This window comes from Terriglobus roseus (assembly GCF_900105625.1).
Lineage (GTDB): Bacteria > Acidobacteriota > Terriglobia > Terriglobales > Acidobacteriaceae > Terriglobus > Terriglobus roseus_B.
In genome coordinates this window covers 2,580,988-2,603,480 of the sequence record NZ_FNSD01000001.1, presented here as the reverse complement: position 1 = coordinate 2,603,480, position 22,493 = coordinate 2,580,988, and the positions used below count along the sequence as shown (strand labels likewise).

Genomic DNA, 22,493 nt, shown 5'->3' with positions numbered 1-22,493 from the left:
AGCGTGCCACTCGCAGCCATAGCGCTTGGATCGAACCTGGGAGACCGCGAGGCCACGTTGGCCTCTGCGATTCGCGCTCTCTCGGAACACGGCGAAGTTATTGCGGTGTCGACAACCTTCGACACGGACCCCGTCGGCTATGCGGATCAACCGCGCTTCCTGAATGCAGCGGTACTGCTCAAGACGTCACTTGCCCCTCCCGATCTGCTGCGCACCCTCCTGTGGATTGAGCACGTGCACGGGCGGGATCGCTCGCATGGCATCGACAAGGGGCCGCGCACACTGGACCTGGATCTGCTGCTTTACGACGAGGTCGTCATGACCACGCCTGAACTGACACTGCCGCATCCGCAGATGCACGCGCGCCGCTTCGTCCTCGAGCCATTGGCTCAGATCGCCCCAACTATGATCCATCCCCTGCTCGGTCGCACCGTTGCACAGCTCCTTGCGCAAACAAACCTCGCCGTATAATCACGCGCAAGCGATGTCAAAGAAAAGGACAAGCCGGAGAAGGCCACTGCCGTCGCCACCGCGGACGACGGCGCTGCCATGCAGGCCATCAGCCGCGCACTGGCCGATCCGCGCCGCGTGGAAGTGCTGCGCATGATTGCAGGCGCAGACAGCACCTCTTGCATGGACCTTCGAACGTCGATGACGATGAACCCGGCAACGCTGTCTCACCATATGAAACAACTGGAGACGGCGGGCCTCATCGAGACGCGTCGCGATGGCAAACTGGTCCGCGCAACCCTGCGCCGCAAGACCTGGAAGAGTTACTTGGCGCACCTGAAGTCTTTCGCAGCCTAGTTCCCGAGAACAATTCACATAGATTCATCCTTTGCCTGTCTGCACACTTTCATGTGCATCGAAAGGTTTTCGAATCCTTCGGCAATCTCGATCCATCAATTCGATGGTTGTCATAATGTCCATGCGCCATGACGCAGAATGGGGAACGATATGGGTAAGCTGAGTGGTAAGGTCGCAGTCGTAACAGGCGCATCAAAGGGCATTGGCGCCTCCATCGCAGAGCATCTGGCAGCTGAGGGTGCTTCCGTCGTAGTGAACTACGCGTCGTCCAAGTCCGGCGCGGATGCGGTCGTCGATCGCATCACCAAGGCTGGCGGCAAGGCCGTTGCCATCGGCGGCAGCGTCGCAGAACCCACTGAGATCACGAAGCTGTTCGAAGAGACGAAGAAGGCTTACGGTAAGGTCGACATCCTGGTGAACAACGCAGGTGTCTTCGACTTCGCACCGCTCGAAGCTATCACGCCCGAGCACTTCCATTCGCAGTTCAACATCAATGTCCTCGGCCTTCTGCTGGCCACGCAGGCTGCCCTGCCGCTCTTCCCGGCCGAGGGTGGATCGGTCATCAACATCAGCTCCGTAGTCGCAACACTCGCACCCGCACAGGGCTCCGTCTACAGCGCGACCAAGGGCGCGGTCGACACCATCACGCTCTCCCTGTCGAAGGAGCTCGGCGCTCGCAAGATCCGCGTCAACAGCGTCAGCCCGGGCATGGTCGTCACGGAAGGCGCTATCAGCAAGGGATTCATCGGCAGCCCGTTTGAGGCAAAGGCCGTCGAAGAGACCCCACTCGGTCGCACCGGCCAGCCGGACGATATCGCCGCAGCCGTCGTCTTCTTCGCTACAGAAGATGCACGCTGGGTGACCGGCCAGATCGTCAAGGTCTCCGGCGGCGCCCGGTAAAACAGCGTGTGTTTGCAAGGAAGAAGCCCCTCCATGCGAGGGCTCTTTCTTGTGCAAACGACTTTTCTGCGGACTTCATTTCCTTAACTACTCCACTGATTTGTCATCCTGAGCGGAACGGAGCGCAGCGAAGTGCAGTCGAAGGACCTGCATTCTGCTTGCAGCGCAGCAAATGTGCATGGCAGCATTGGCGATCGTGGCAGTACGACCCACTGCCGTGGTGAGATGAGCGGCCTGCAGGTCCTTCGACTTCGCTTCGCTACGCTCAGGATGACAAGTCGGTAAAGTAGTGGGGCCTGCAGCATCAAGGCCCATGTTGTTACGCCGAGACCTGTCTCTGTCATAGATCTTCGCGAAGTGCTCACCGCACCTCAAACACCAGAAAATAATCCTGCCCATCGGCTTTGGTGAAGTCATAGTGCTCCACCTCTCGGAAGCCGGCCTCACGCAACTCCTTCTCGAGGATGCTCTGCTTCAGGCCGTGGTCTGTGCCATTGCCGTTGCGGTCGATGATCCCGATGCGTGCGCCCGGCGCCAGCGCGGGCTTCAGGTTTGCGAGGAAGTCCAGCGGATCGGCAATCTCGTGGTAGACCTTCAACATCAGGACTGCATCGACGGACTTCGCCGGTAGCTTTGGGTCGTCGGTCGTGCCAAGCACCGCGCGTACTTGCGGAAGATGCTCCTTCGCGGTACGCTGCTCGATTGCCTTGATCGCGGCCGGGTTGATGTCCTCGCCGTAGACCTTGCCGCCTTCTCCCACGCGATGTGCAGCGCGGACGGTGAACCAGCCGCCGCCCGCGCCAATGTCCGCAACAGCCTTACCAGGAGCGATGTGCAGAATGTCCATGACACGGTTGATCTGGAGCTTGTCCTCACGGCCCGGCTCTTCGAAGATGGACAGGTCGCCGGCATAAGGCGTGCTGGTTGGCCGCTGCGTCTGCGATGTCTGCGCATGAAGTGACAGCGTGAGCAACGCAATTGCCAGGAGGTATCGTGTCGGTTTCATGGTGAGTTGGACGCGCGTGCGGGCACACATGGCCATCGCATCCGCGGCGATCTCTACAATCAACAGTGATGTCGTTACGCTTCGAAATTCACAATACGCACGGCGACCTCCGTCGTGGAACTCTTCACCTGCCGCATGGTTCGGTGCAGGCACCAGTTTTCATGCCCGTCGGTACCGCTGCCAGCGTAAAGGCCGTCCCGCAGGACACGCTGGAAACGTTGGGCGATGACGGCCGCGGCGCCGAGATCATTCTGGCCAACACTTATCATCTGTACTTGCGACCCGGCCATGAGTTGATCCGCCGTGCCGGTGGCGTGCACAAGTTTATGAGCTGGACGCGGCCCATGCTGACCGATTCCGGCGGTTTCCAGGTCTTCTCGCTGGCGGCGCTGCGCAAGATCACACCGGACGGTGTCGAGTTCCGCTCGCATCTGGACGGGTCCAAGCATTTCTTCTCGCCGGAGCATTCCATCGATGTGCAGATCGCGCTGGGCGCGGACATCATCATGGCCTTCGACGAGTGTACGGAGCATCCCGCAACCTACGAGCGCACCCGCGACAGCATGGGCCTGACGCACGCCTGGGCGCTGCGGTCGTTGGAGCACTTCCACGCTAACGCGCACAACGTGCCGTGGTTCGCGGAACTTGGCAACCAGCGCCAGAATCTTTACGGCATTGTGCAGGGTGGCATGTACAAAGACCTGCGCGCCGAAAGTGCCGCACGCCTGACCGAGATGCGGGATGCAAATGGCAACGGCTTCGATGGCTATGCCATCGGTGGCCTGGCCGTGGGCGAACCACGCGAGGTCACGCGCGAGATCATCGCCCACACGCTGGAACTGCTGCCAAAGGATAAGCCGCGCTACGTGATGGGTGTTGGTTATCCGGATGAGATCGTGGAGTACGCAAAGATGGGCGTCGACCAGATGGACTGCGTCCTCCCCACCCGCGCCGCGCGCCACGCCCTGATGTTCACCAGCGAAGGCCGCCTGAACATCCGCGGAAAGAAGTTCGCAGAAGACCAGGGCCCGGCCGACCCGGCCTGCAACTGCGCCACCTGCCGACGCTACTCCCGCGCCTACCTGCGCCACCTGTTCCATACCGGCGAACCGTTGGCCGCGACACTCGCCAGCGTTCATAACCTGCACTTCTACCTGGAGACAATGCGGAATCTACGCGACGGCGCCCTCTAGGTAATCTGCACACCTATCGCCATGGTTCGCTTCTTCTACGCTGTCATTCCGTGGCGAAGCAAAAGGATCTGCATGTGTGACGGCCCATCGCGCAGCTATCAGCGGCCACACCTGCCGACGTGTTTCGCGCAAAGCGCGAGACCTTCCCAATCTTGATCTCTGCAACGGACTCGCTACCACCACAAACAGTAAGGCCGGAGGCGATTGCCTCCGGCCTTACTGTTTGGGTTTTGCAGCAGACTAGAAGGTGATCTTGCCAGCGAACTGCACGTTGAACGGAGCGCCTGCGGTGATCCCAGTGGGTGCGCTGGTGATCTGGCCGAAGGTTGTGCTCGTGATGCTTGTGGTGGGTGTGGACGGATTCAGGATGTTGAACAGGTTGAAGATATCGGCGCGGAACTGGAAGTTAACGTTTTCGTAGATACGCGTGTTCTTCACAAGCGAGGCATCGACGTCGTAGAAGCTCGGCCCACGGAACGCATCGCGTCCTATGTTGCCGTGCGACCCGTAAGCAGGTGTCTGCAGAGCAGTGTTTGCAGCGGAGGCGTTCCAGTACTGTATGAACTTGCCACCGGTCGCATTTGTCTGGATGGTGCGGCTACCGGTCGTTAGCTTTGCACCGGTGTAGTTGATACGATCCCGACCCATACCAATGCCGGTGTTGTCACCAACCGTGATGTTGATGGGAGCCGAGGTGTGAACGTTCGCAAACAGCGTTCCCTGCCAGCCCTTGGTGAGCGGGGCAAAGCGGTGGCCGATCTGCGGAGCCTCATAGACGAGATAGCCGTTAAGTGTGTGGCGGATATCAAAGGTAGCGTTGCCGTAGTCGAGAGCCAGGTTGTTGGAGTCAATCGGACCGGTGCTGCGGAAGCCCGATCCGTTATCCAGCGAGTGGCCGTACGTCCAGGAGAACTGGGCGGTCAGGCCCTTGTAACCGGTCGACTTGATGGAAGCCTGCAGCGAGTGGAAATTCGAGGCATTGTTGCTTGCCACCTCCTGCACAGGTCCGACCGAAGCGTAGTTGGCGACGCACTTGTTGATGTAGCAGGGGCGGCGTGGGATCAGCGCAGTAGCGGTGGTACCAACGCCGGGAGCAGCTTGGTTGGCATCGCGCAGTCCATACAGATGGACGCCGATGGAGCCGGAGTAACCCAGTGTGAAAACAGTCTTCTTGTTCACCTGGTACTCAGTGCCAAGATTGAAGTCATGCGCGTACGCCGTCTTCAGCGTCGGGCTTACCGAGAACAGGCCATAGTTCGAGAGCCCAGCGGCGGTCGCGAAGACTGGCTGATCCTTCTGCCACGTGCCAACGGAGAGCGATACGTTCTTGACGCCACCGAAGGGGTTTGCCTGTAGACCGGTTGCGGTCGATCCGGTTGCGATGCTGCCATTGTTGCCGAAGCCGTTGAACGGCGCAGCGTCAAAGTACAGACCATAGCTGCCACGAACGGCCAGCTTCTCGACTGGATTCCACGCAAAGCCTACGCGCGGCGAGAAGTGCAGCTTGCCGGGTTGGTAGGTGGAAGGAGCACCAGGCGTGCCCACCTGAATGAGGCCGTTTGCATCTGCTCCGGTTGCACCTGGGCGCCACTCAGACAGGGGACCCGTCGAAGAAAGTGCGCCGAAGTAGTCGTGACGGACGCCGTAGTTAAGGACAAGTTTCGGAACTACCTTGTACTGGTCCTGAATGAAGAAGGCCAGATCGGTACGATACAGGTCGCGGCGCAGGTTGCCCTGGACGAACGATCCCGAGAAGTACGTGCCCGTCAGGTAGTCCGCAAGTGCCAGTACTTCGGAGTGGTTGCCGATAATGGCGTAATCATTTACGCCGCCGCACTGGGCCGCAACCGCGACACCGGGCGTCCCGCAGACCTGGGCCTGGGTTGCCGAGCTTGACCATGCGCTGGTTGCGCCTGCAATGGTTCCGTTACGCGAAGCGTAGCCGTTGAAGGCAAACGTGCCGCGCGTATTGGCCTGGTACTGCAGATCGATGTAGCTGCGCCGGAATTCACCACCGAACCGGATCTGGTGAGCGCCACGGATATAGGTTGCGGAGTCCGTAATGTGGCCGGTGTAGTCCTTACGACCCAAAGGCTGTGTTGCGCCGACGCAGTCGAAGCCACCCGAGGCGCAAGACGAGGTCGTGGAGGGGACGATGGTGATCGTGGGCGCACCGAAGAGCGCAGGGCTCGTAACGCCGGTGTTGAGGCCCAAAGCCGGCATGTTGAAGCTGTGATTCACATCATTGAACGTCTGGTTGAAGACGCCGGTAGCAATCAGCAACTGGTTCGACAATCTTTGCGTCGGTGCCCAGTTGTGCGACAGCGAGAAGTTTTGCGTGATGTCCGGAGCGACCTGGAAGTACGAATATGTGCTCACGGAATTCGCTGGCTCGGCCTGACGACCGGTTCCAACAAAGGCCTGCAGACGGATGGTCTGCTTCGGCGACAGAACGTAATTCAAGTTGCCGACGAAGTTATCGCTGTAACCATGACGCTGATGCGATTCGACGAAATTATTGGTGTTCGCAGCAAGTCCAGCGGCGTTTCCACCTGCCCAGAGCGCGCTCAGAAGGGTCGACGAGAGCGGATTGGTTGTGTTGACGCCGTGACGTGCAAGCAGCGCCTGTGCCTGCTGTACGTAAGCCAGACCCGGCTCGGTGAGCGAGTTGCTGGACAGCTGGATGTTGTAGACCTGGTGCTCGTAGTTCGTGAAGAAGAACAGCTTGTCCTTGAAGATCGGACCGCCGATGGATCCGCCAAACTGCTGGTTGCGGACCTTCTGCTTCCGGGCCGAATCCTGTGCGAAGAAGTCGCGCGCCGCAAAGAACTCACTCCGGCCGTAGAAGTAAGCCGAACCGTGGAAGCTATTCGTACCGGTCTTCAGCGCCAGGGACACAAGTCCGCCAGAGCTATGTCCTTCTTCTGCATTGCCCGAAGACTGGACGGAGAACTGGTCGATCGCTTCGATGGGAAGCGTAACGCCGGCGATGGGACCAACACCACCCTGGTTGGCTGCGGTGCCGCCCTGCCAGATGTCGTTGTTGTCGGTGCCGTCGATCTGATAGTTGAGCTGGTTGCTGCGGGAGCCATTCAGCGATCCGTTGGCATTGTAGCCAGGAGCCAGCGAAAGCAGCGTTGTAAAGCTGCGGCCGTTGAGGGGAACTTCAGAAACTGCCTTGCTGTCGATTACGGCATTGTTCGCCGAGGAAAGAGTCTGAATCTCAGAGTTTGTATTCGTCGCAACGTCGATAACGACATCGGTCGAGCCAACGGCGAGCTTTGCATTCGCCGGGGTTACCGCACCAGGATTGACATCGATCTTGTTGAGCGTGATATCGCCAAAGCCCGACGCAGTGACGGTCACCGAGTACGTGCCGATCTGCAGATCCTGGAATACGTAATCGCCGGCGGAGGTGGTCTCCGTCTCGCGAGTCGAGCCATTGTCCGTGCTCTTCAAAACGACGCGGGCCTTCGGAATCGCGGCACCGGTGCTGTCGACTACGTTTCCGCCGATACCACCGCGGTAGGTCTGTGCGCCAGCGATCATGCTGGACACAAGGACGGCCGGGGCAATTAGCCCAAGACGCGACCTTTTCGTATACATACTCATGTAGTGCTCTCCCTCTGCTGCTTCTAGGGCCGGCCGAAACAAAAATGGCAGCGCAAGCAGAAGGGCGAGCCTTCAAGTGCTACACATCATGCGCAGGTGCTGACGATCAGCACGTAGACGCAGGGTTCCGGACGGCAGAACATCTGGATTGTCGAGATTCCTTAACCGTATTCAACTCCGCGTAACAAAGCAACAGAATTGCACGGAAAAAGAGCATCAAGAAGCGTTCTGCACAACAGGTGTGGCTTTCTTCGAAGAGGGCCCCTCCCGGTACCCAAATCACTGATTACGTTAGTTATGGGAACGAACGGTGGTGGACGGCAATGTCAGGACAGGCTCTGTCAACTGCGTCTTTTTCCAACGCCTCCTCGTACTCACAACCATCGCGTTAATTTCTTGCAGGCAGCCGTCGGCGTGAGCCGGTCTTTGCCGCGAGCAGTTCAGCAACTCGGAGAGTGAAATTGCGTTTGCAATCGTTAGGGATCAAGGGGACGGCCGCCCTGTTGGCCGCCTCAGTCATGTTTGGGCAGGCAGCCATGGGGCAACAGGCGACCGGCGACAAGGTCGACTTGCAGGCGCTGGCCGCCATCAAGGCTGAGGCGTATGACCACTCGCAGGTCATGGAGAACCTCTTCTACCTGTCAGAGGTCTACGGTCCCCGCGTGAACAACAGCCGCAATCACCGTGCGGCGGCAGAGTGGGCCATGAAGCAGATGAAGGAGTGGGGCCTGCAGAACGTCCACCTGGAGAAGTGGCCCTTCGGCTACGGCTGGCAGATCAAGAAGTACTACGGCGCCATGGAGTCCCCGGCGTACGCTGCCATCCAGGGCTTTCCTCTCGCCTGGACCCCCGGCACAAACGGCCAGATCACAGCCGAGCCCATCTGGGCGCCCATCCACTCCAAGGAAGATTTCGCCAAGTACCACGGCAAGCTGAAGGGCAAGATCGTCTTGATGTTTGACCCGGCACCGCTGACGCTGCACACACGCGCCGATGCGCAGCCTTCGCCGACCGACGAAGAGATTCTCGCCCGCGGCGGCGCTCGCGGCGGGCCCGGCGGTCGCCCGCCCGCAGGTCCTCCCAACCCTGCTACCGACCGTGATCCCAGCGGTCGCGGACGTCCCGGTGAAGGTGCATGGACGTACACGCCCACGTCGCTCGCCCTTGCCAGCGCCAAGAACTCCGCCCTCCGCGCCGAAGTCAACGCCTACATGAAGGCAGAGGGCGCCGCAGTCGTCCTCACCCCCGGCTACAACGGTGACGGTGGCACCATCTTCGGCACCTACGGCGGCAATGAAGATCCCAAGGCGCCCGTCCCGCCACCCATCGTGGCCATCGCGGCCGAGCAGTACAACCGAATCGTCCGCCTGCTGCAGCACAACATCACACCGAAGCTCACCTTCGACATCCAGGTGGAGTACCAGAAGGAAGACACCGACGCCTTCAACGTCATCGGCGAAATCCCCGGCACCACCAAGAAGGATGAGGTCGTCATGCTCGGCGGCCACTTTGACAGCTGGCAGGGCGGTACGGGCGCTACCGATAACGGCACCGGATCGGCCGTTGCCTTGGAAGCCGTCCGCATCCTGGCGACGCTGAAGAAGCCCATGGCACGCACAGTGCGCGTGGCTCTCTGGGGCGGCGAAGAGGAGGGTGTCTACGGTTCCACGGCCTACGTGCAGAAGCACTTTGCACCGCGCACCACGATGGTCAAGACGCCCGAGTACGACAAGTTCGACGTCTACTTCAATGACGACGGCGGTTCGGGCCGCTTCCGCGGTGTCTCTGCCGGCGGCAGCAAGGAGATGGGCGACATCTTCAAGTCGTGGATCGAACCCATTAAGGACCAGCACATCGTCGCGGTCAATGGCACGGAGTTTCGTCCCACTCCAAGCCCCGGCGGTACGGACTCGACCGCATTCTCGTGGATCGGTCTGAACGGCATCGGCTTCCAGCAGGACCAGCTCGAGTACGGCACACGGACGCATCACTCCAATGCGGATACCTACGATCGTGTGCAGAAACCCGACGTCGAGCAGGGTTCCATGATCGAAGCCTGGTTCGCCTACAACGCCGCCACCCGTGCTGACATGCTCCCCCGCATCCCCACCCCGGCGCCCGATCCGAACGCAACCGGCCACGAATAACGCTTAGTCAAGTGAACAAACCATCACAAGGGTGAGGCTTCGGCCTCACCCTTTCTTCGTGCCCGCGGCAGCCCGCAGATGATTCGTTTTGCTTACAAAATAGAGAGCACTGCATTGCAATGATTCCGAAAAATACCGCTTTTAGGAATACGTAATTGCTCGGGCCTCAGAATGCAAAAGTATTGCTTGCGCGCGAGATTGACGCACGATAGCGTAGTTGTATTACGACAACTTAAAGAGTTCAGCCGTTCTGAAGCGCGCCCTGCTGTCTTTCAGCTATTGGGTCGTGGTGTACCTCATTTGGGTGCATTGCCGCGTGCAGAGCAGGCCGGCGAGGAGCACCATGACATTCTTTTCGAGGCCTCAAAGACTTTCGCTAGCGGCAACCGCGGTCCTGATCGGATCGGCGGTCGCCGGAGCGCAGACCTTCCGCGGTACGATCTCGGGCAATATCACGGATTCGTCGGGCGCCATCGTCTCCGATGCGGTGTTAACCCTCAGCAATCCTGCCACGGGCAGCAGCATCAGCGGGAAGTCGAACAAGGCCGGTGATTACCAGTTTCCCGAACTGACGCCCGGTATCTATAGCCTGACGGTATCCGCTCCGGGCTTTGCCACACGCAAGATGGACAAGATCGAGGTGCAGGTCACCAAGGTCGTCACGCTGGATGTAGCGCTGAACGTCGGCGCGGAGAGCACCGTGATTGAGGTGACCACTTCGCCCGTCCAGACTGACACCCAGTCCAGTGCGCTGGTTGCCGTGATCGATTCGAAGGCAGTGCAGGAGATGCCGATGAACGGCCGCGACTTCACCCGCATGACGAAATTTGCCCCGGGTGTCAGCGCTTTGAGCAACTCGGTGAATGGATCGCGTACGACTGCCATCAACTTCCAGGTTGACGGTACGGACAATGTGGATGCGTGGCTGGGAATCGTGGCCTCGAACCAGGGCGGCATCGCCAGCGTTCCCGGTGGCCTTATCCCCATCGAAGCAATCGATCAGTTCTCCATGCAGGCCGCCGGCGAAGCGGACCAGGGCCGCAATGCAGGAGCCAACTCGAACATGGTGTTGCGCAGCGGTACCAATAACATCCATGGCGACGTCTTCTACTTCGACCGCAATGAGTTTTTCGCGGCGCTGAACCCATTCCAGGCGCCGGGCAGCCGTAAGCAGTTGATCCGCAACCATCAGGGCGGTTTCACCCTTGGTGGTCCCATCTGGCGGGATCATACTTTCCTGTTTCTTGCAGGAGAGATTCAGGTAGCAAAGGCCAACACATCGGGCTCGGACACGGTGCTTACTGACGCCTGGATCAGCCAGGGCCGTCAGTTCCTGGCTGCGTTCGGACAAACGCCCAGCCCGCTCAGCTTGAATCTGTATAACCTGCTGTATCCGGCGAATACCAAGGGCCTGCCAGCCACGGTGAACAACTACCTCGCCAGCGCACCCGCGAACTACAACAGCTTCAACGGCATCATCAAGCTGGATCACACGTTTACGGATAAGCACAAGCTGTCGCTGCGTTACCTTGGCACCACGGGCAAGCAGACAGCGCCGACGGCATCGTTGTACGCCGACTATTTCCAAACGGCGCCCATGCACATCCATAACGCATCTGTCATCGATACGTACACCATCAACAGCCGCATGCTCAACCAGGTTACGTTGGGTATGAACTACTTCCTGCAGACGTTCAATGATGCAAACCAGGGCTTCAATCCGCAGACAAACGCCGGGTTGAACCTCGGCATCACGAACCCGATTGTGGCGCAGGGCGCTCCTTCCATCATCTTTACGGGCGGCGGCACGGGCTCGGGTTTCGATCAGGTTGGCGCAACGCAGCCCTCCGGTCGTACGGACGTAACGGGTGACATCTCGGATTCCTTCCACTGGACCGTGGGTAAGCACTCGCTGAAGCTCGGTGGCGAGTATCGCCGCGGCAATGTCAACCAGTTGTACTTCTCCAGCGCGCGTGGAACCTTCACCTTTGACGGTCAGCGCGGATCGGCAGCGGCCCTTGGCTGGTCTACCGGCGCGCAGGCACCAAGTGCAAAGGCTACTGCCACCTGCACTGCGCTCGGCGTCGTAGATTGCGGCCGTATGACGGAAATCGCTGACTTCCTTTACGGTGCACCAACGAATACCGGCAGCTCAGGCGCACGTCTTCTGCAGGGCAATGCGCAGCGTGTGTGGACAATCAATACAGAAGATTTCTGGATCTCGGATAACTTTCAGGCTTCGAAGAAGCTGAACGTTAGCTTCGGCTTGCGCTACACGCTGCCCGGCGTTGTTAACGCAGAGAAGAACGACGTGTACAACTTTGTCCCTGGTACAACACCCAGCTTCCAATTGGGCACCTACAACAACTACAAAAAGGCCATCGCGCCACGCGTAGGCTTCTCCTATTCGCCGCTGGCAAACGACACGACAGTGCTTCGTGGTTCGTTCGGCATCTTCTACGACGTTCCCGGTATGGTTTCGATGGTCTCCGGTTCCACTGGCAACGGCGGCGCCAACTACCTGCAGAACAACCCGGCCGGTCCGGACGCGGCTGTCATCTACAACGCGACGAACGTTCGGTGGGCTACTGGTGTCAATCCGTTTGTCGGTGCGAATGCGCCCCAGCTTGGCATTGCCGGAGTCAACAAAGACATTGGCATGGAATATGGCGAGGTCTACAGCCTCGGTGTGGAACAGCAGTTGTCCAACAAGACGCTTGCAACCATCAGCTACGTTGGATCATCCGGCCGTCATCTGCTAACGCTGTTTGACCTCAATCAGCCGCTCGCCAATGGCACCGCCACGCAATCGTCGAGCCCGTACACGCAGACGGTACTGCCGAACCAGTCCATCCTGACCGGACAGCAGTTCCTGGGCATCAATCAGCTCAACTCCAGCGGCTCCTCCAACTACAACTCGCTGCAGGCGTCGATTCGGCAGAGCGTGTGGAAGGGGGTCAACTTCAATGTGAACTACACGTGGAGTAAGTCTCTGGATGATGTTTCGTCGCCCACGACGCCGATGAACAGCTACAACATCCACCAGGACTACGGCCCAAGCACGTTCGACAACCGCAACACGGTAACCGGCACGGTCTTCTATGACGTTCCGCAGCTGGGCCACTTCGCTCCAAAGCTGACCAAGGGATGGCAGGCGAACGCATTGTTCACCTATTCCAGCGGCCAGCCCATCAACCCGCTGTCGAGCGGTGATCGCAGCCTGACACGCCAGTTGAAAGATCGTCCGAATGTTGTCAGCACACGGGGCCTGTATGTCGGCGGCACCAACCTGCTCGCCACCACAGCCACCTCGCGCACCTATCGTTTCCTGAACGCGAACACCACGAATCAGTTTTTCGCGGCATCCGCTCTAGGCACCTACGGCAATCTGAGGCGCGACGCCATCGTCGGTCCAAACTTCCGAACGGTGGACGTTTCGATCTTCAAGCACACGCGTATCTCAGAAAAGATCAACACCGAACTCCGTGCTGAGCTTTTCAACGTCTTCAACTTCAACAACTTTGCGAATCCGACGATCACAGGCATTGGCCCGACAACAACCAGCGCTTCGTGGGGACAGACGACAGCCACGCGTAACAACAGCGCTGCGCCTGGCATCGGTTTTGGCGAACCTTTCAACATCCAGTTCGCATTCAAGGTCAGCTTTTAACTCAGAAGCCGCCTAATCAACGATCGGCCCGCTGTCGTCTGCACTCATCTGCAGGGTGCAGCGGGCCTTTCTCTCTTTTCGTACCAAGTTCTCGTTTGAAAGTGAGCTATCCCGTGATTCGTTTTGCCAGCAAGCTCTCGGCGGTCGCATGCGCGGCTGCATTGGCCTTCGGTACCGCCGCGCAGGCGCAGGACGGTGGCGACAAGATCGATCTCATCGCGCTGAACGCCATCAAGAACCAGGCCTTCCAGCACTCGCAGGTCATGGAGAATCTCTACTACCTCAGCGAGGTCTACGGACCGCGCGTCAACAATAGCCGCAACCATCGCGCTGCTGCCGAATGGGCCATGAAGCAGATGAAGGAGTGGGGGCTGCAGAACGTTCACCTCGAAAGCTGGGGGCCCTTCGGCTACGGCTGGCAGATCAAGAAGTACTACGGCGCTCTCGATAACCCCTCGTACGCCGCACTCATCGGCTTCCCGCTCGCATGGACTCCCGGCACCAACGGCCCCGTCACCGCTGAGGCAGTCTTCGCTCCGCTGCACACCGAGGCAGATTTCGCCAAGTACAAGGGCAAGCTGAAGGGCAAGGTGGTCCTGTTCTTCGAGCCACGTACTCTCCCGATGCACATTGAGGTCGAGGCGCGCCGGCTAACCGACGCGGAAGTTGAGGCACGCGCACAGACGCAGGACCCATCCCGCACCGGCTTCGGCGGCGGCGCAGGCGCAGCGGCACCACGGCCCGGCGACATCACGCCTTCTACCTTCTCCACCGCGGCAGGCAGCGGCATGGTGCTGCGCAACAAGATCAACGCCTTCTTCAAGGAAGAGGGCGTCCTCGTAGCCGTTACCCCTGGCTACAACGGCGACGGCGGCACGGTCTTCGGCTCCTACGGTGGATCGCAGAACCCCAAGGATCCGGTCGGCCCGCCCATGGTCGCCATCACACCCGAACAGTACAACCGCGTTGTACGTCTACTCGACCATGGCGAAAAGCCGAAGCTCACCTTCGACATCGAAGTCGAATATCAGAAGGACGACCAAAACGGCTTCAATGTCATCGGCGAAATCCCCGGCACCACCAAGCCCGAGGAAGTCGTGATGGTTGGCGGCCACTTCGACAGCTGGCAGGGCGGCACCGGCGCCACCGACAACGGTACGGGCTCAGCCGTAGCCATGGAGGCCATGCGCATCCTCGCCACACTGAAGAAGCCCATGGCACGCACCGTCCGCGTCGCACTGTGGGGCGGCGAAGAAGAGGGTCTCTACGGCTCGCTGGCCTACGTGCAGAAGCACTATGCACCCCGTACCACCATGGTCAAAACGCCGGAGTACGACAAGCTCGATGTCTACTTCAACGACGACAGTGGCAGCGGCCGCTTCCGTGGCGTCTCCGCGCTCGGAAACGATCAGCTCGCCGCCATTTTCCGCTCCTGGATCGCGCCTATCAAGGATCTGCAGATCACCACGGTCACCGGCGTCACGGCCGGCCCGACCACCGCACCCGGCGGCACCGACTCCACATCCTTCTCTTGGATCGGCCTTAACGGCGTCGGCTTCATGCAGGATCCGCTGGAGTACGGCACGCGCACTCACCACAGCAACATGGACCTCTACGACCGCGTGCAGAAGGGTGACGTAATGCAGGGCTCCATGATCGAAGCCTGGTTCGCCTACAACGCAGCCACCCGCCCCGACATGCTGCCGCGCCTCGAAACACCCGCACCCGACCCCAAGGCAAAGGGCTTCTAACAAACAAAGCGGAACCAAAAGTAGAAAGGGTGAGGCCTCGGCCTCACCCTTTCTACGTTCGCAACCACTCTCTTAACGACCAACCATCTGCTGCTGCATGGGAGAATAACGCTCCCCTTGCAGCTTGATACGGGACGAGCTCTCTTCCAGTTCGGTGAACTCTGCCGCCGTCAACTCCACGGTTGCTCCGCCCAGGTTTTCCGCCAGTCGGTCCAGCTTCGTCGTTCCGGGGATCGGCACCATCCAGGGCTTTCTCGCCAGCAGCCAAGCCAGGGCAACCTGTGCAGTCGTCGCGTTCTTACGCTCCGCGAAGGCCGTGAGCAGATCCACCAGCGCAAGATTCGCCTTCAAGTTCTCCGGGTTGAACCGGGGCACGGTGCTTCGGAAGTCCGTCTTCTCAAACGTGGTCTCCGCAGACATCTTGCCTGTCAGGAAACCCTTACCCAGCGGGCTGAACGGCACAAAGCCAATGCCCAGCTCCTCCAGCGTCGGCATCACCGTCTCCTCCGGTTCCCGGAAGAACAGTGAATACTCGCTCTGCAGCGCGGTCACAGGTTGCACCGCATGCGCACGACGGATCGTCTTCGCCGAAGCCTCCGACATACCGAAATGCTTTACCTTACCCTCTGCAATCAGCTCCTTCACCGCACCCGCAACATCCTCAATCGGCACCTCCAGATCCACGCGATGTTGATAGAACAGGTCGATCGCATCAATCCGCAGCCGCTTCAGCGAAGCTTCTGCTACAGCACGAATATGCTCCGGCCGGCTGTTCAGCTTCGACCACTTCCCGTCCTCAGGATTCGCCTCAAAGCCGAACTTGGTGGCAATCACGACCTTCCCCTTGAACGGTTCCAGCGCCGCGCCCACGAGCTCCTCGTTGATGTAAGGCCCGTAGACCTCAGCCGTATCGAAGAAGGTCACACCCGCGTCCACAGCGGCATGGATCACCTTCGTCATCTCTGCCGTATCCTTTGGCGGTCCAAAGCCGAAGCTCATACCCATGCAGCCCAGACCCAGTGCCGATACCTCAAGACCGCTCTTACCCAATTGCCGTTTCTGCATCGCGACATCTCCTCGGCAGTGGCGGTTAGCCACGCGCAACTCCAAGGCTAGGCCCGTCGCGTTCATGACACAAGTAGGTTGCACTCGCAAGGAGCTATGAATACTATTCATGAATCATGCGGAACGATCTGGGGGAACTGGCGACCTTTGCGATCGTCGCGGAAGAGCGCAGCTTCACCCGCGCCGCCGTTCGGCTCGGTGTCTCGCAATCCGCGCTAAGTCACTCCATGCGCGGCCTTGAGAAGCGGCTTGGCCTGCAACTGCTTGCGCGAACGACGCGCAGCGTCTCGCCGACCGCCGCTGGCGCAGCCTTGTTGCAGGAACTGTCGCCGGCACTCGAGCGCATCGAGCGCGCCGTCGCGGAGACAAGCAAACAGCGCGAGCGTCCGGCCGGTCGCATCCGCCTTATTATTCCGCGCACCGCAACGCAGCTTGTACTGTTGCCCAAACTTGCGCACTTCGCCCGCACCTATCCGGAAATCGTCCTGGAAGTGACGTCCTCGAACGACCCCGTCGACCTCGTCGCCGGCGAGTTCGACGCAGGCGTGCAGATCGGCGAATTCATCCAGCGCGACATGATCGCCGTGCCGGTTACGAAGCAGATGCGTCTCGCTGTCGTCGGCACGCCCGAATACTTCCGTCGCCACAAGCCGCCGCGCACGCCGCAGGATCTGAAGGACCACGCCTGCATCGGCTTCCGCTTCAGCAATGGCCTCTATCGCTGGGAGTTCGAAAAGGGGCGCAAGGTCCTCACGGTAAGTCCGCAGGGGCCCGCCACCTTTGACGATCCGGACCTCGTCATCCAGACCGTTTTGCATGGGGTAGGCATTGGCACCTCGCTGGAAGAAAGTCTTCGCGGCAGGATCGCTGACGGCAGCCTCATCGAGGTTCTTCGTGACTGGTGCCCAACCTTCCCGGGCTACTTCCTCTACTATCCTAGCCGCCGCCACCAGCCCGCGGCACTCGCGGCGCTGATCGATACGCTACGCATCGCCCGCTGAAGTCACTGGATACCATCGACGCCGCAGCCAGAACGCGACGTTTACCAGCCCGATCAGGGCCGGCACCTCGATCAACGGCCCGACCACGCCAACAAAGGCTTCGCCGGAATTCAGTCCAAACACCGCCACGGCCACCGCAATCGCCAGCTCAAAATTGTTTCCCGCAGCCGTGAACGAAAGCGTGGCCGACTGCGCATAGTCCGCGCCCAGCCGCTTACCCATCCAGAAGCTCACCAGGAACATGATGAGGAAGTAGATCACCAGCGGCACCGCAAGCCGCACCACATCCAGTGGTAAACGCACGATCAGATCGCCCTTCAGCGAGAACATGACCAGGATTGTGAACAGCAGCGCTACCAGCGTCAACGGGCTGATGCGCGGAAGGAATTGCAGCCGATACCACTCCTCACCCTTCGCGCGGATCAGCACGTAGCGCGTCACAAATCCGGCGGCAAACGGCACACCCAGGTACAGCCCAACGCTCTTCGCAATCTGCCCAATGCCAATCGGCACCACACTGCCCGCAAGCCCAAACCACCTCGGCAGTACGGTTAAAAACGCCCACGCGTACAGGCTATAGAACAGCACCTGGAAGAGGCTGTTGATCGCCACCAGCCCGGCAACATAATCCGTGTCGCCTTCGGCAAGCTCATTCCACACCAGCACCATCGCAATGCAGCGCGCAATGCCGATCAGGATCAGCCCGCGCATGTAAGCCGGCTCGCCACGCAGGAAGATTAGTGCCAGCGCGAACATCAGCACGGGCCCGATGATCCAGTTCTGCACCAGCGACAGCCCAAGAATGCGCTTGTTCCGGAAGACCTCGCCCAGCTTCTCGTAGCGCACTTTCGCCAGTGGCGGAAACATCATGACGATAAGCCCGATGGCGATCGGAATGTTGGTTGTGCCGGACTGGAAGCGATTGACGAAGGCGGCAGAGTCCGGCACAAAGTGCCCGATGCCCACGCCGATTGCCATCGCAAGAAAAATCCAAAGCGTAAGGAAGCGATCCAGGAACGAGAGCTGCTTCCGTGCCGCAGGCGAGCACATGCGGCCCTGCGTCGCCACCGGCGTCATCGTCCGGCCTCGCAGCATGAAGTTGCGACATCCGTGGGCATCGGGGCGCCATCGAGCGCATACCTGGAAGGAGAGCAGCAGGCTTTGGTCAGTCGCGCTCGATCCGCCTGCATCGTCCTGTCGTCCTTCAGCGAGTGCAGCGTCTGTTGCAAAACCTGTGCCGCCCCGGGATGCGGCGGCGCCTCAATGCGATAGTGCATCCATTTGCCCTCGCGCCGTGCGGAGACCATACCAGCATTCCGTAGGTAGGCAAGGTGCCGCGAGATTTTCGGCTGCGGGGCACCAAGAATCTCGACGAAATAGCAGACGCAAACCTCCTGCTCCCCCATCAGGTTCAGCAGCCGAAGCCGAGTCGCATCACCAAGTGCCTGGAAAAACCGTGGGAGATCAAATTGCTGTGTCCGAGCCATAGGTATATGTATATGCCTTGACGAATGTGTTTGCCACTCATATATTCAGCAAGACGTATATGTAAGGGTGACGCATGGCAGAGATTCTGGATTCCGTTCGATCAAAGTACGGCGCTGTCGCAGAGAGCACGCTCTCGAGTAACAACGCCGGCGTGAAGGCCGTTGCGGAGGCTTTTGGCTACTCCGCCGAAGAACTCACCTCCATTCCTGCCGAAGCCAACATGGGGCTTTCCTGTGGCAATCCTACGGCGACTGCCAACCTGCGCAGGGGTGAAGTGGTCGTCGACCTTGGGTCCGGTGGCGGCCTGGATGTGTTTCTCGCGGCGAAGCTGGTGGGTCCATCGGGCCGGGCAATCGGCATCGACATGACACCAGCCATGATCGAACGCGCTCGCGCGAGTGCTGCATCCGGCGGTTATACCAACGTGGAGTTCTATCAATCCACCATCGATCGCATTCCCTTGCCCGACGCCTCCGTCGACTGTGTCATCTCAAACTGCGTCTTGAATCTTGCGCCGGACAAGCCTTCTGTCTTTCGCGAGATCGCGCGAGTTCTCAAGCCCGGTGGCCGGCTTGCCGTCAGTGACATCGCTCTCAAAGGCGAGCTGCCCGAGGCCATAGCGCAAAGCATGGCGGCCTACGTCGGATGTATCGCCGGCGCTATCCGCATCGACGACTATCGCAAGGGCCTGCTCACCGCCGGTTTCCAGCATGTTGAGATTGTCGACAGTGGCACAGATCTGAATGCCTACGCCAAGGTTGAAAATCAGTCGGGCTGCTGCTCTCCAGCGATGTCGGGCGATTCATGTTGTTCGTCTGCAACAGCGGCCAATGCGACCACGCTGCACGCAGAACTCTCAGACCTGCTGAGGACGTACGACGTGAATGCGGCGGCTGCCAGCGTGAAGGTATACGCCATCAAACCGACGTCCGCAGACATCGATCACAAAGAGCCATGCTGCGCCTCCGGCTGCTGTTCGTAAAGGGAGACGTGATGTTTCGAGTGATCTTCGCGTGCGTGCACAACGCCGGACGTTCCCAGATGGCTGCGGCGTTCTTCAATCAACTATCCGATCCGCAGCAGTCGCAGGCTGTCTCTGCAGGCACCGATCCGGGAGAACGTGTCCATGCAGAGGTACAGACCGTCATGAAGGAGGTCGGGATCGATCTCAGCAATGCAAAGCCGCAGAAGCTGAACGATGAACTGGCCAGTGATGCGCGTCTGCTCATCACTATGGGCTGTGGCGACCAATGCCCACATGTTTCTGGACTGCGTCACGAAGACTGGCCGCTGCGTGATCCGAAAGGTCTGGCGCTGCATGAGGTCCGCGCGATACGCGATGACATCAAGACCCGCGTGGCTGAACTCCTGCAGCGCGAACGACTCGCCTAGTCTCCCATGGTCAGCGGCTACCCATAGCCGCTGACCATGAAGTGCGTTACATGACCTGGCTGGATGAACGCAGGTGCAAGGCAGCCTGGCACATGTTGCGCAGCGCGTGCATGGTTTCGTCCCAGCCTCGGGTTTTCAAGCCGCAATCTGGATTTACCCAGATCTGTTCCGGCTTGAGTACCTGGAGTGCAAGGTCAAGCAACCTTGTCATCTCCGCAGTGCCGGGCACGCGTGGCGAGTGGATGTCATACACGCCGGGACCGATCTCGTTCGGGTAGCCATAGGCCCTGAACGCCTCCAGCAGTTCCATCTGTGAGCGTGCCGTCTCCATTGAGATCACGTCTGCATCCAGCGCGGCGATCGAAGGCAGGATGTCGTCGAACTCGCAGTAACACATGTGCGTATGGATCTGCGTCGCGTTGTCCACGCCGCTGGTCGCGAGCTTGAATGCATCCACGGCCCAGCCGAGATAACGATCCCAGTCGGCGCGGCGTAACGGCAGGCCTTCGCGCAGCGCAGGCTCATCCACCTGGATGATCCGAATGCCGGCTGCTTCCAGATCGCGAACCTCATCCCGCAAAGCCAGCGCAATCTGCCACGCAGTCTGCTGACGTGGGATATCGTTACGCACAAACGACCATTGCAGGATCGTGATCGGACCGGTGAGCATGCCCTTCATGGGACGGCTCGTAAGAGACCGCGCGTACTCCGTCCATTTCACCGTCATGGGTTCTGGCCGCGCCACGTCTCCGTAGATGATTGGAGGCTTGACGCAGCGCGAACCGTAACTCTGCACCCAGCCGTTTTCCGTAAACGTAAAACCGTCGAGGAATGCCGCAAAATACTCGACCATGTCATTGCGTTCGAACTCGCCGTGCACCAGGACGTCAAGACCAATGCTCTCCTGCTGACGTACGCAGTCTTCAATGGCAGAGCGAAGGAATGCCTCGTATTCCTCGGTGGTTTCGTGGCCGTGCTTGTGCGCTGCGCGATGCTTTCGCACATTAGCCGTCTGCGGAAACGAACCGATCGTAGTGGTCGGAAACAGCGGAAGACCCAGCTCCGCACGTTGGATCGCTGTTCGATCGGCATACGGTATCGCCCGCGAAAAGTCACTTGCCACCAGTGCCGCGAGTTGCGAACGCACCGCGGGATTCACTGTCGTCTCCGCCGCTTCACGATCTGCGATGGCTACGGCATTCGCAGCGCCAGCATCGCTGTCGAAACTCGCCAGTGCAACCACCTCGGCGATCTTCTCCTCCGCGAATCGCAACCATCCGCGAAGCCGCGCGGGTAGCTTACTTTCGCCGCGAAGATTTTGAGGCACATGCAACAACGAAGACGAAGGCGCAACGATCACGCGATGTGCTCCAAGTGCAGCGACCGCTGCGGACAGTAATGAGGATGCATGCGAGAAATTCGTCAGCCAGATGTTCCGCCCTTCAACGCAGCCCACGCTTAGTACCTGCGTGGCGTTCAGCGCGGCAACAACCGGGGTCAACTGTTCGGGCGCCCGCACTGTGTCCACGTGGATACCGGCAGTGCCGAGCGAAACGGCAAGCGGCAGGTTGTCACCAATCGCATCGAAATACGTCGTCAGCATCAGCTTCACGGGTGACTTCGTCAACGCTGCATACGCCGTCCGGAAAGCATCGGCTGCGCCGTCCGGCAGATCAGTCGCAAGGATGGGCTCATCGATCTGCACCCAATCCACACACTCTGCATTCAACTGAGCCAGGACCTCACGATAGGCCGTGATGGCTTTCGGCAGAAGTGTCAGGCGATCGAGACCGTCCACACCCTTGCCAAGCAGCAGCAGTGTGAGCGGTCCAATCAGTACAGGCCGTGTTTCGATGCCAAGCGCGCGAGCCTCTCGCACCTCACAAAGGATCTTGGTGGTGTCGACTTGGAACGTGATGCCCGCAGACCACTCCGGCACCAGGTAGTGGTAGTTGGTATCGAACCACTTGGTCATTTCCATTGCGGTTTGTTCCTGGCTGTTGCGGGCCATCGCGAAGTAGCGGTCCAGCGTCACGGGGCCTGCTCCAAATCGCTCGGGTGTAGCGCCAATCAGGACGAGCGCGTCCAGCACCTGGTCATAGAGCGAGAAGTCGTTCGACGGGATAAAGTCGATACCTGCTGCCCGTTGAAGCAGCCAGTGCTCCGCACGCAGTGTCTTCGCGGTCAGTGCAAGATCTTCTGCGCTGCGTTTGCCGCTCCAAAAACCTTCAAGGGCAAACTTCAGTTCGCGCTGCTGCCCCATGCGTGGGAAGCCCAGGTTCGCTGTTTTTAATTTGTTGGGGTGGGATGTTGTAACAGTGGGTACAGCCATAGCTCGGTTCTCTCCTGCAACTTGAAAGAACCACCCATGCGCAGGCCTATCCGCCGTGCTTGCGCACGGAGATTTGCATTGGTCACCGGTCCAATCCACGAGAACGGTAGCCTCAAACGCACCCACGGT

General features: G+C 59.7%; 16 protein-coding genes. 10 read left to right on the top strand and 6 right to left on the bottom strand.

Going from position 1 to position 22,493, the window contains the following annotated elements; all coding sequences use genetic code 11:
• The first annotated feature begins 3 nt into the window (after positions 1-3).
• The 3 genes from folK to BLW03_RS10720 all read left to right on the top strand — a co-directional run bounded on the left by folK (position 4) and on the right by BLW03_RS10720 (position 1,707).
• Positions 4-471, top strand: coding sequence for a 2-amino-4-hydroxy-6-hydroxymethyldihydropteridine diphosphokinase (gene folK / locus BLW03_RS10730; protein ID WP_074653952.1), 468 nt, complete (start codon positions 4-6; stop codon positions 469-471).
• 78 nt (positions 472-549) lie between these two features.
• Complete coding sequence (locus tag BLW03_RS10725; protein WP_074653950.1) at positions 550-807, top strand: ArsR/SmtB family transcription factor; 258 nt, start codon at positions 550-552, stop codon at positions 805-807.
• A gap of 150 nt (positions 808-957) precedes the next feature.
• On the top strand, positions 958-1,707 hold the full coding sequence (locus BLW03_RS10720; RefSeq protein WP_074653949.1) for an SDR family NAD(P)-dependent oxidoreductase: 750 nt from the start codon (positions 958-960) through the stop codon (positions 1,705-1,707).
• A gap of 361 nt (positions 1,708-2,068) precedes the next feature.
• Here the strand turns inward: BLW03_RS10720 and BLW03_RS10710 are convergent, their stop codons facing one another.
• Entirely contained in the window at positions 2,069-2,713 is a 645-nt protein-coding gene (locus BLW03_RS10710) for a class I SAM-dependent methyltransferase (RefSeq protein ID WP_074655939.1), read from the bottom strand.
• Between the two features lie 68 nt (positions 2,714-2,781).
• Between BLW03_RS10710 and tgt the strand changes: the two genes are divergently transcribed.
• Positions 2,782-3,906: a tRNA guanosine(34) transglycosylase Tgt gene (gene tgt, locus BLW03_RS10705; RefSeq protein ID WP_074653945.1), complete on the top strand. Its 1,125-nt coding sequence runs from the start codon at positions 2,782-2,784 to the stop codon at positions 3,904-3,906.
• Positions 3,907-4,146: 240 nt separating this feature from the next.
• Here tgt and BLW03_RS10700 read toward each other — a convergent pair whose 3' ends face one another.
• Positions 4,147-7,518 carry a TonB-dependent receptor gene (locus tag BLW03_RS10700; protein ID WP_074653943.1) on the bottom strand — a complete coding sequence of 1,124 codons (3,372 nt, stop codon included), beginning with the start codon at positions 7,516-7,518 and terminating at the stop codon, positions 4,147-4,149.
• Positions 7,519-8,036: 518 nt separating this feature from the next.
• On the opposite strand from BLW03_RS10700, the gene BLW03_RS10695 reads away from it, so the two are divergent.
• From BLW03_RS10695 to BLW03_RS10685, 3 genes are all read left to right on the top strand, one after another.
• Complete coding sequence (locus BLW03_RS10695) at positions 8,037-9,665, top strand: M28 family peptidase (protein WP_074655938.1); 1,629 nt, start codon at positions 8,037-8,039, stop codon at positions 9,663-9,665.
• Between the two features lie 343 nt (positions 9,666-10,008).
• A complete protein-coding gene (locus BLW03_RS10690; protein WP_074653942.1) occupies positions 10,009-13,335 on the top strand; it encodes a TonB-dependent receptor in 3,327 nt (1,108 codons plus the stop codon).
• A 113-nt stretch (positions 13,336-13,448) separates the two neighbouring features.
• Positions 13,449-15,086 (top strand): M28 family peptidase, encoded by a 1,638-nt coding sequence (locus BLW03_RS10685; RefSeq protein ID WP_074655937.1) that lies wholly within the window; start codon positions 13,449-13,451, stop codon positions 15,084-15,086.
• 72 nt (positions 15,087-15,158) lie between these two features.
• On the opposite strand, the gene BLW03_RS10680 is transcribed toward BLW03_RS10685, so the two are convergent.
• Positions 15,159-16,151, bottom strand: a complete 993-nt coding sequence (locus tag BLW03_RS10680; protein ID WP_074653940.1) for an aldo/keto reductase — start codon at positions 16,149-16,151, stop codon at positions 15,159-15,161.
• A gap of 116 nt (positions 16,152-16,267) precedes the next feature.
• On the opposite strand from BLW03_RS10680, the gene BLW03_RS10675 reads away from it, so the two are divergent.
• A complete protein-coding gene (locus tag BLW03_RS10675) occupies positions 16,268-17,152 on the top strand; it encodes a LysR family transcriptional regulator (protein WP_083350468.1) in 885 nt (294 codons plus the stop codon).
• On the opposite strand, the gene arsB is transcribed toward BLW03_RS10675, so the two are convergent.
• Together arsB and BLW03_RS10665 are read right to left on the bottom strand one after the other, a co-directional pair.
• On the bottom strand, positions 17,135-18,247 hold the full coding sequence (arsB, locus tag BLW03_RS10670; RefSeq protein WP_280138029.1) for an ACR3 family arsenite efflux transporter: 1,113 nt from the start codon (positions 18,245-18,247) through the stop codon (positions 17,135-17,137). The two genes, BLW03_RS10675 and arsB, sit on opposite strands and share 18 nt — an antisense overlap.
• On the bottom strand, positions 18,226-18,639 hold the full coding sequence (locus BLW03_RS10665) for an ArsR/SmtB family transcription factor (protein ID WP_074653935.1): 414 nt from the start codon (positions 18,637-18,639) through the stop codon (positions 18,226-18,228). Before BLW03_RS10665 ends, arsB begins: the two co-directional genes overlap by 22 nt.
• Before the next feature lie 74 nt (positions 18,640-18,713).
• Between BLW03_RS10665 and arsM the strand changes: the two genes are divergently transcribed.
• Positions 18,714-19,622 carry an arsenite methyltransferase gene (gene arsM / locus BLW03_RS10660; protein ID WP_074653934.1) on the top strand — a complete coding sequence of 303 codons (909 nt, stop codon included), beginning with the start codon at positions 18,714-18,716 and terminating at the stop codon, positions 19,620-19,622.
• Entirely contained in the window at positions 19,595-20,032 is a 438-nt protein-coding gene (locus BLW03_RS10655; RefSeq protein ID WP_244502043.1) for an arsenate reductase/protein-tyrosine-phosphatase family protein, read from the top strand. Before arsM ends, BLW03_RS10655 begins: the two co-directional genes overlap by 28 nt.
• Positions 20,033-20,078: 46 nt before the next feature.
• Here BLW03_RS10655 and metE read toward each other — a convergent pair whose 3' ends face one another.
• Positions 20,079-22,364, bottom strand: a complete 2,286-nt coding sequence (gene metE, locus BLW03_RS10650) for a 5-methyltetrahydropteroyltriglutamate--homocysteine S-methyltransferase (RefSeq protein ID WP_074653932.1) — start codon at positions 22,362-22,364, stop codon at positions 20,079-20,081.
• Between the last annotated feature and the right edge of the window lie 129 nt (positions 22,365-22,493).

Excerpts from the sequence above, each read along its gene's own strand:
- BLW03_RS10725 (WP_074653950.1), top strand. The coding sequence starts at position 550 with ATGCAGGCCATCAGCCGCGCACTGGCCGATCCGCGCCGCGTGGAAGTG.
- BLW03_RS10720 (WP_074653949.1), top strand. The coding sequence starts at position 958 with ATGGGTAAGCTGAGTGGTAAGGTCGCAGTCGTAACAGGCGCATCAAAG.
- BLW03_RS10710 (WP_074655939.1), bottom strand. The coding sequence starts at position 2,713 with ATGAAACCGACACGATACCTCCTGGCAATTGCGTTGCTCACGCTGTCA.
- tgt (WP_074653945.1), top strand. The coding sequence starts at position 2,782 with ATGTCGTTACGCTTCGAAATTCACAATACGCACGGCGACCTCCGTCGT.
- BLW03_RS10700 (WP_074653943.1), bottom strand. The coding sequence starts at position 7,518 with ATGAGTATGTATACGAAAAGGTCGCGTCTTGGGCTAATTGCCCCGGCC.
- BLW03_RS10695 (WP_074655938.1), top strand. The coding sequence starts at position 8,037 with ATGTTTGGGCAGGCAGCCATGGGGCAACAGGCGACCGGCGACAAGGTC.
- BLW03_RS10690 (WP_074653942.1), top strand. The coding sequence starts at position 10,009 with ATGACATTCTTTTCGAGGCCTCAAAGACTTTCGCTAGCGGCAACCGCG.
- BLW03_RS10680 (WP_074653940.1), bottom strand. The coding sequence starts at position 16,151 with ATGCAGAAACGGCAATTGGGTAAGAGCGGTCTTGAGGTATCGGCACTG.
- BLW03_RS10675 (WP_083350468.1), top strand. The coding sequence starts at position 16,268 with ATGCGGAACGATCTGGGGGAACTGGCGACCTTTGCGATCGTCGCGGAA.
- arsB (WP_280138029.1), bottom strand. The coding sequence starts at position 18,247 with ATGCTGCGAGGCCGGACGATGACGCCGGTGGCGACGCAGGGCCGCATG.
- BLW03_RS10665 (WP_074653935.1), bottom strand. The coding sequence starts at position 18,639 with ATGGCTCGGACACAGCAATTTGATCTCCCACGGTTTTTCCAGGCACTT.
- arsM (WP_074653934.1), top strand. The coding sequence starts at position 18,714 with ATGGCAGAGATTCTGGATTCCGTTCGATCAAAGTACGGCGCTGTCGCA.
- BLW03_RS10655 (WP_244502043.1), top strand. The coding sequence starts at position 19,595 with ATGCTGCGCCTCCGGCTGCTGTTCGTAAAGGGAGACGTGATGTTTCGA.
- metE (WP_074653932.1), bottom strand. The coding sequence starts at position 22,364 with ATGGCTGTACCCACTGTTACAACATCCCACCCCAACAAATTAAAAACA.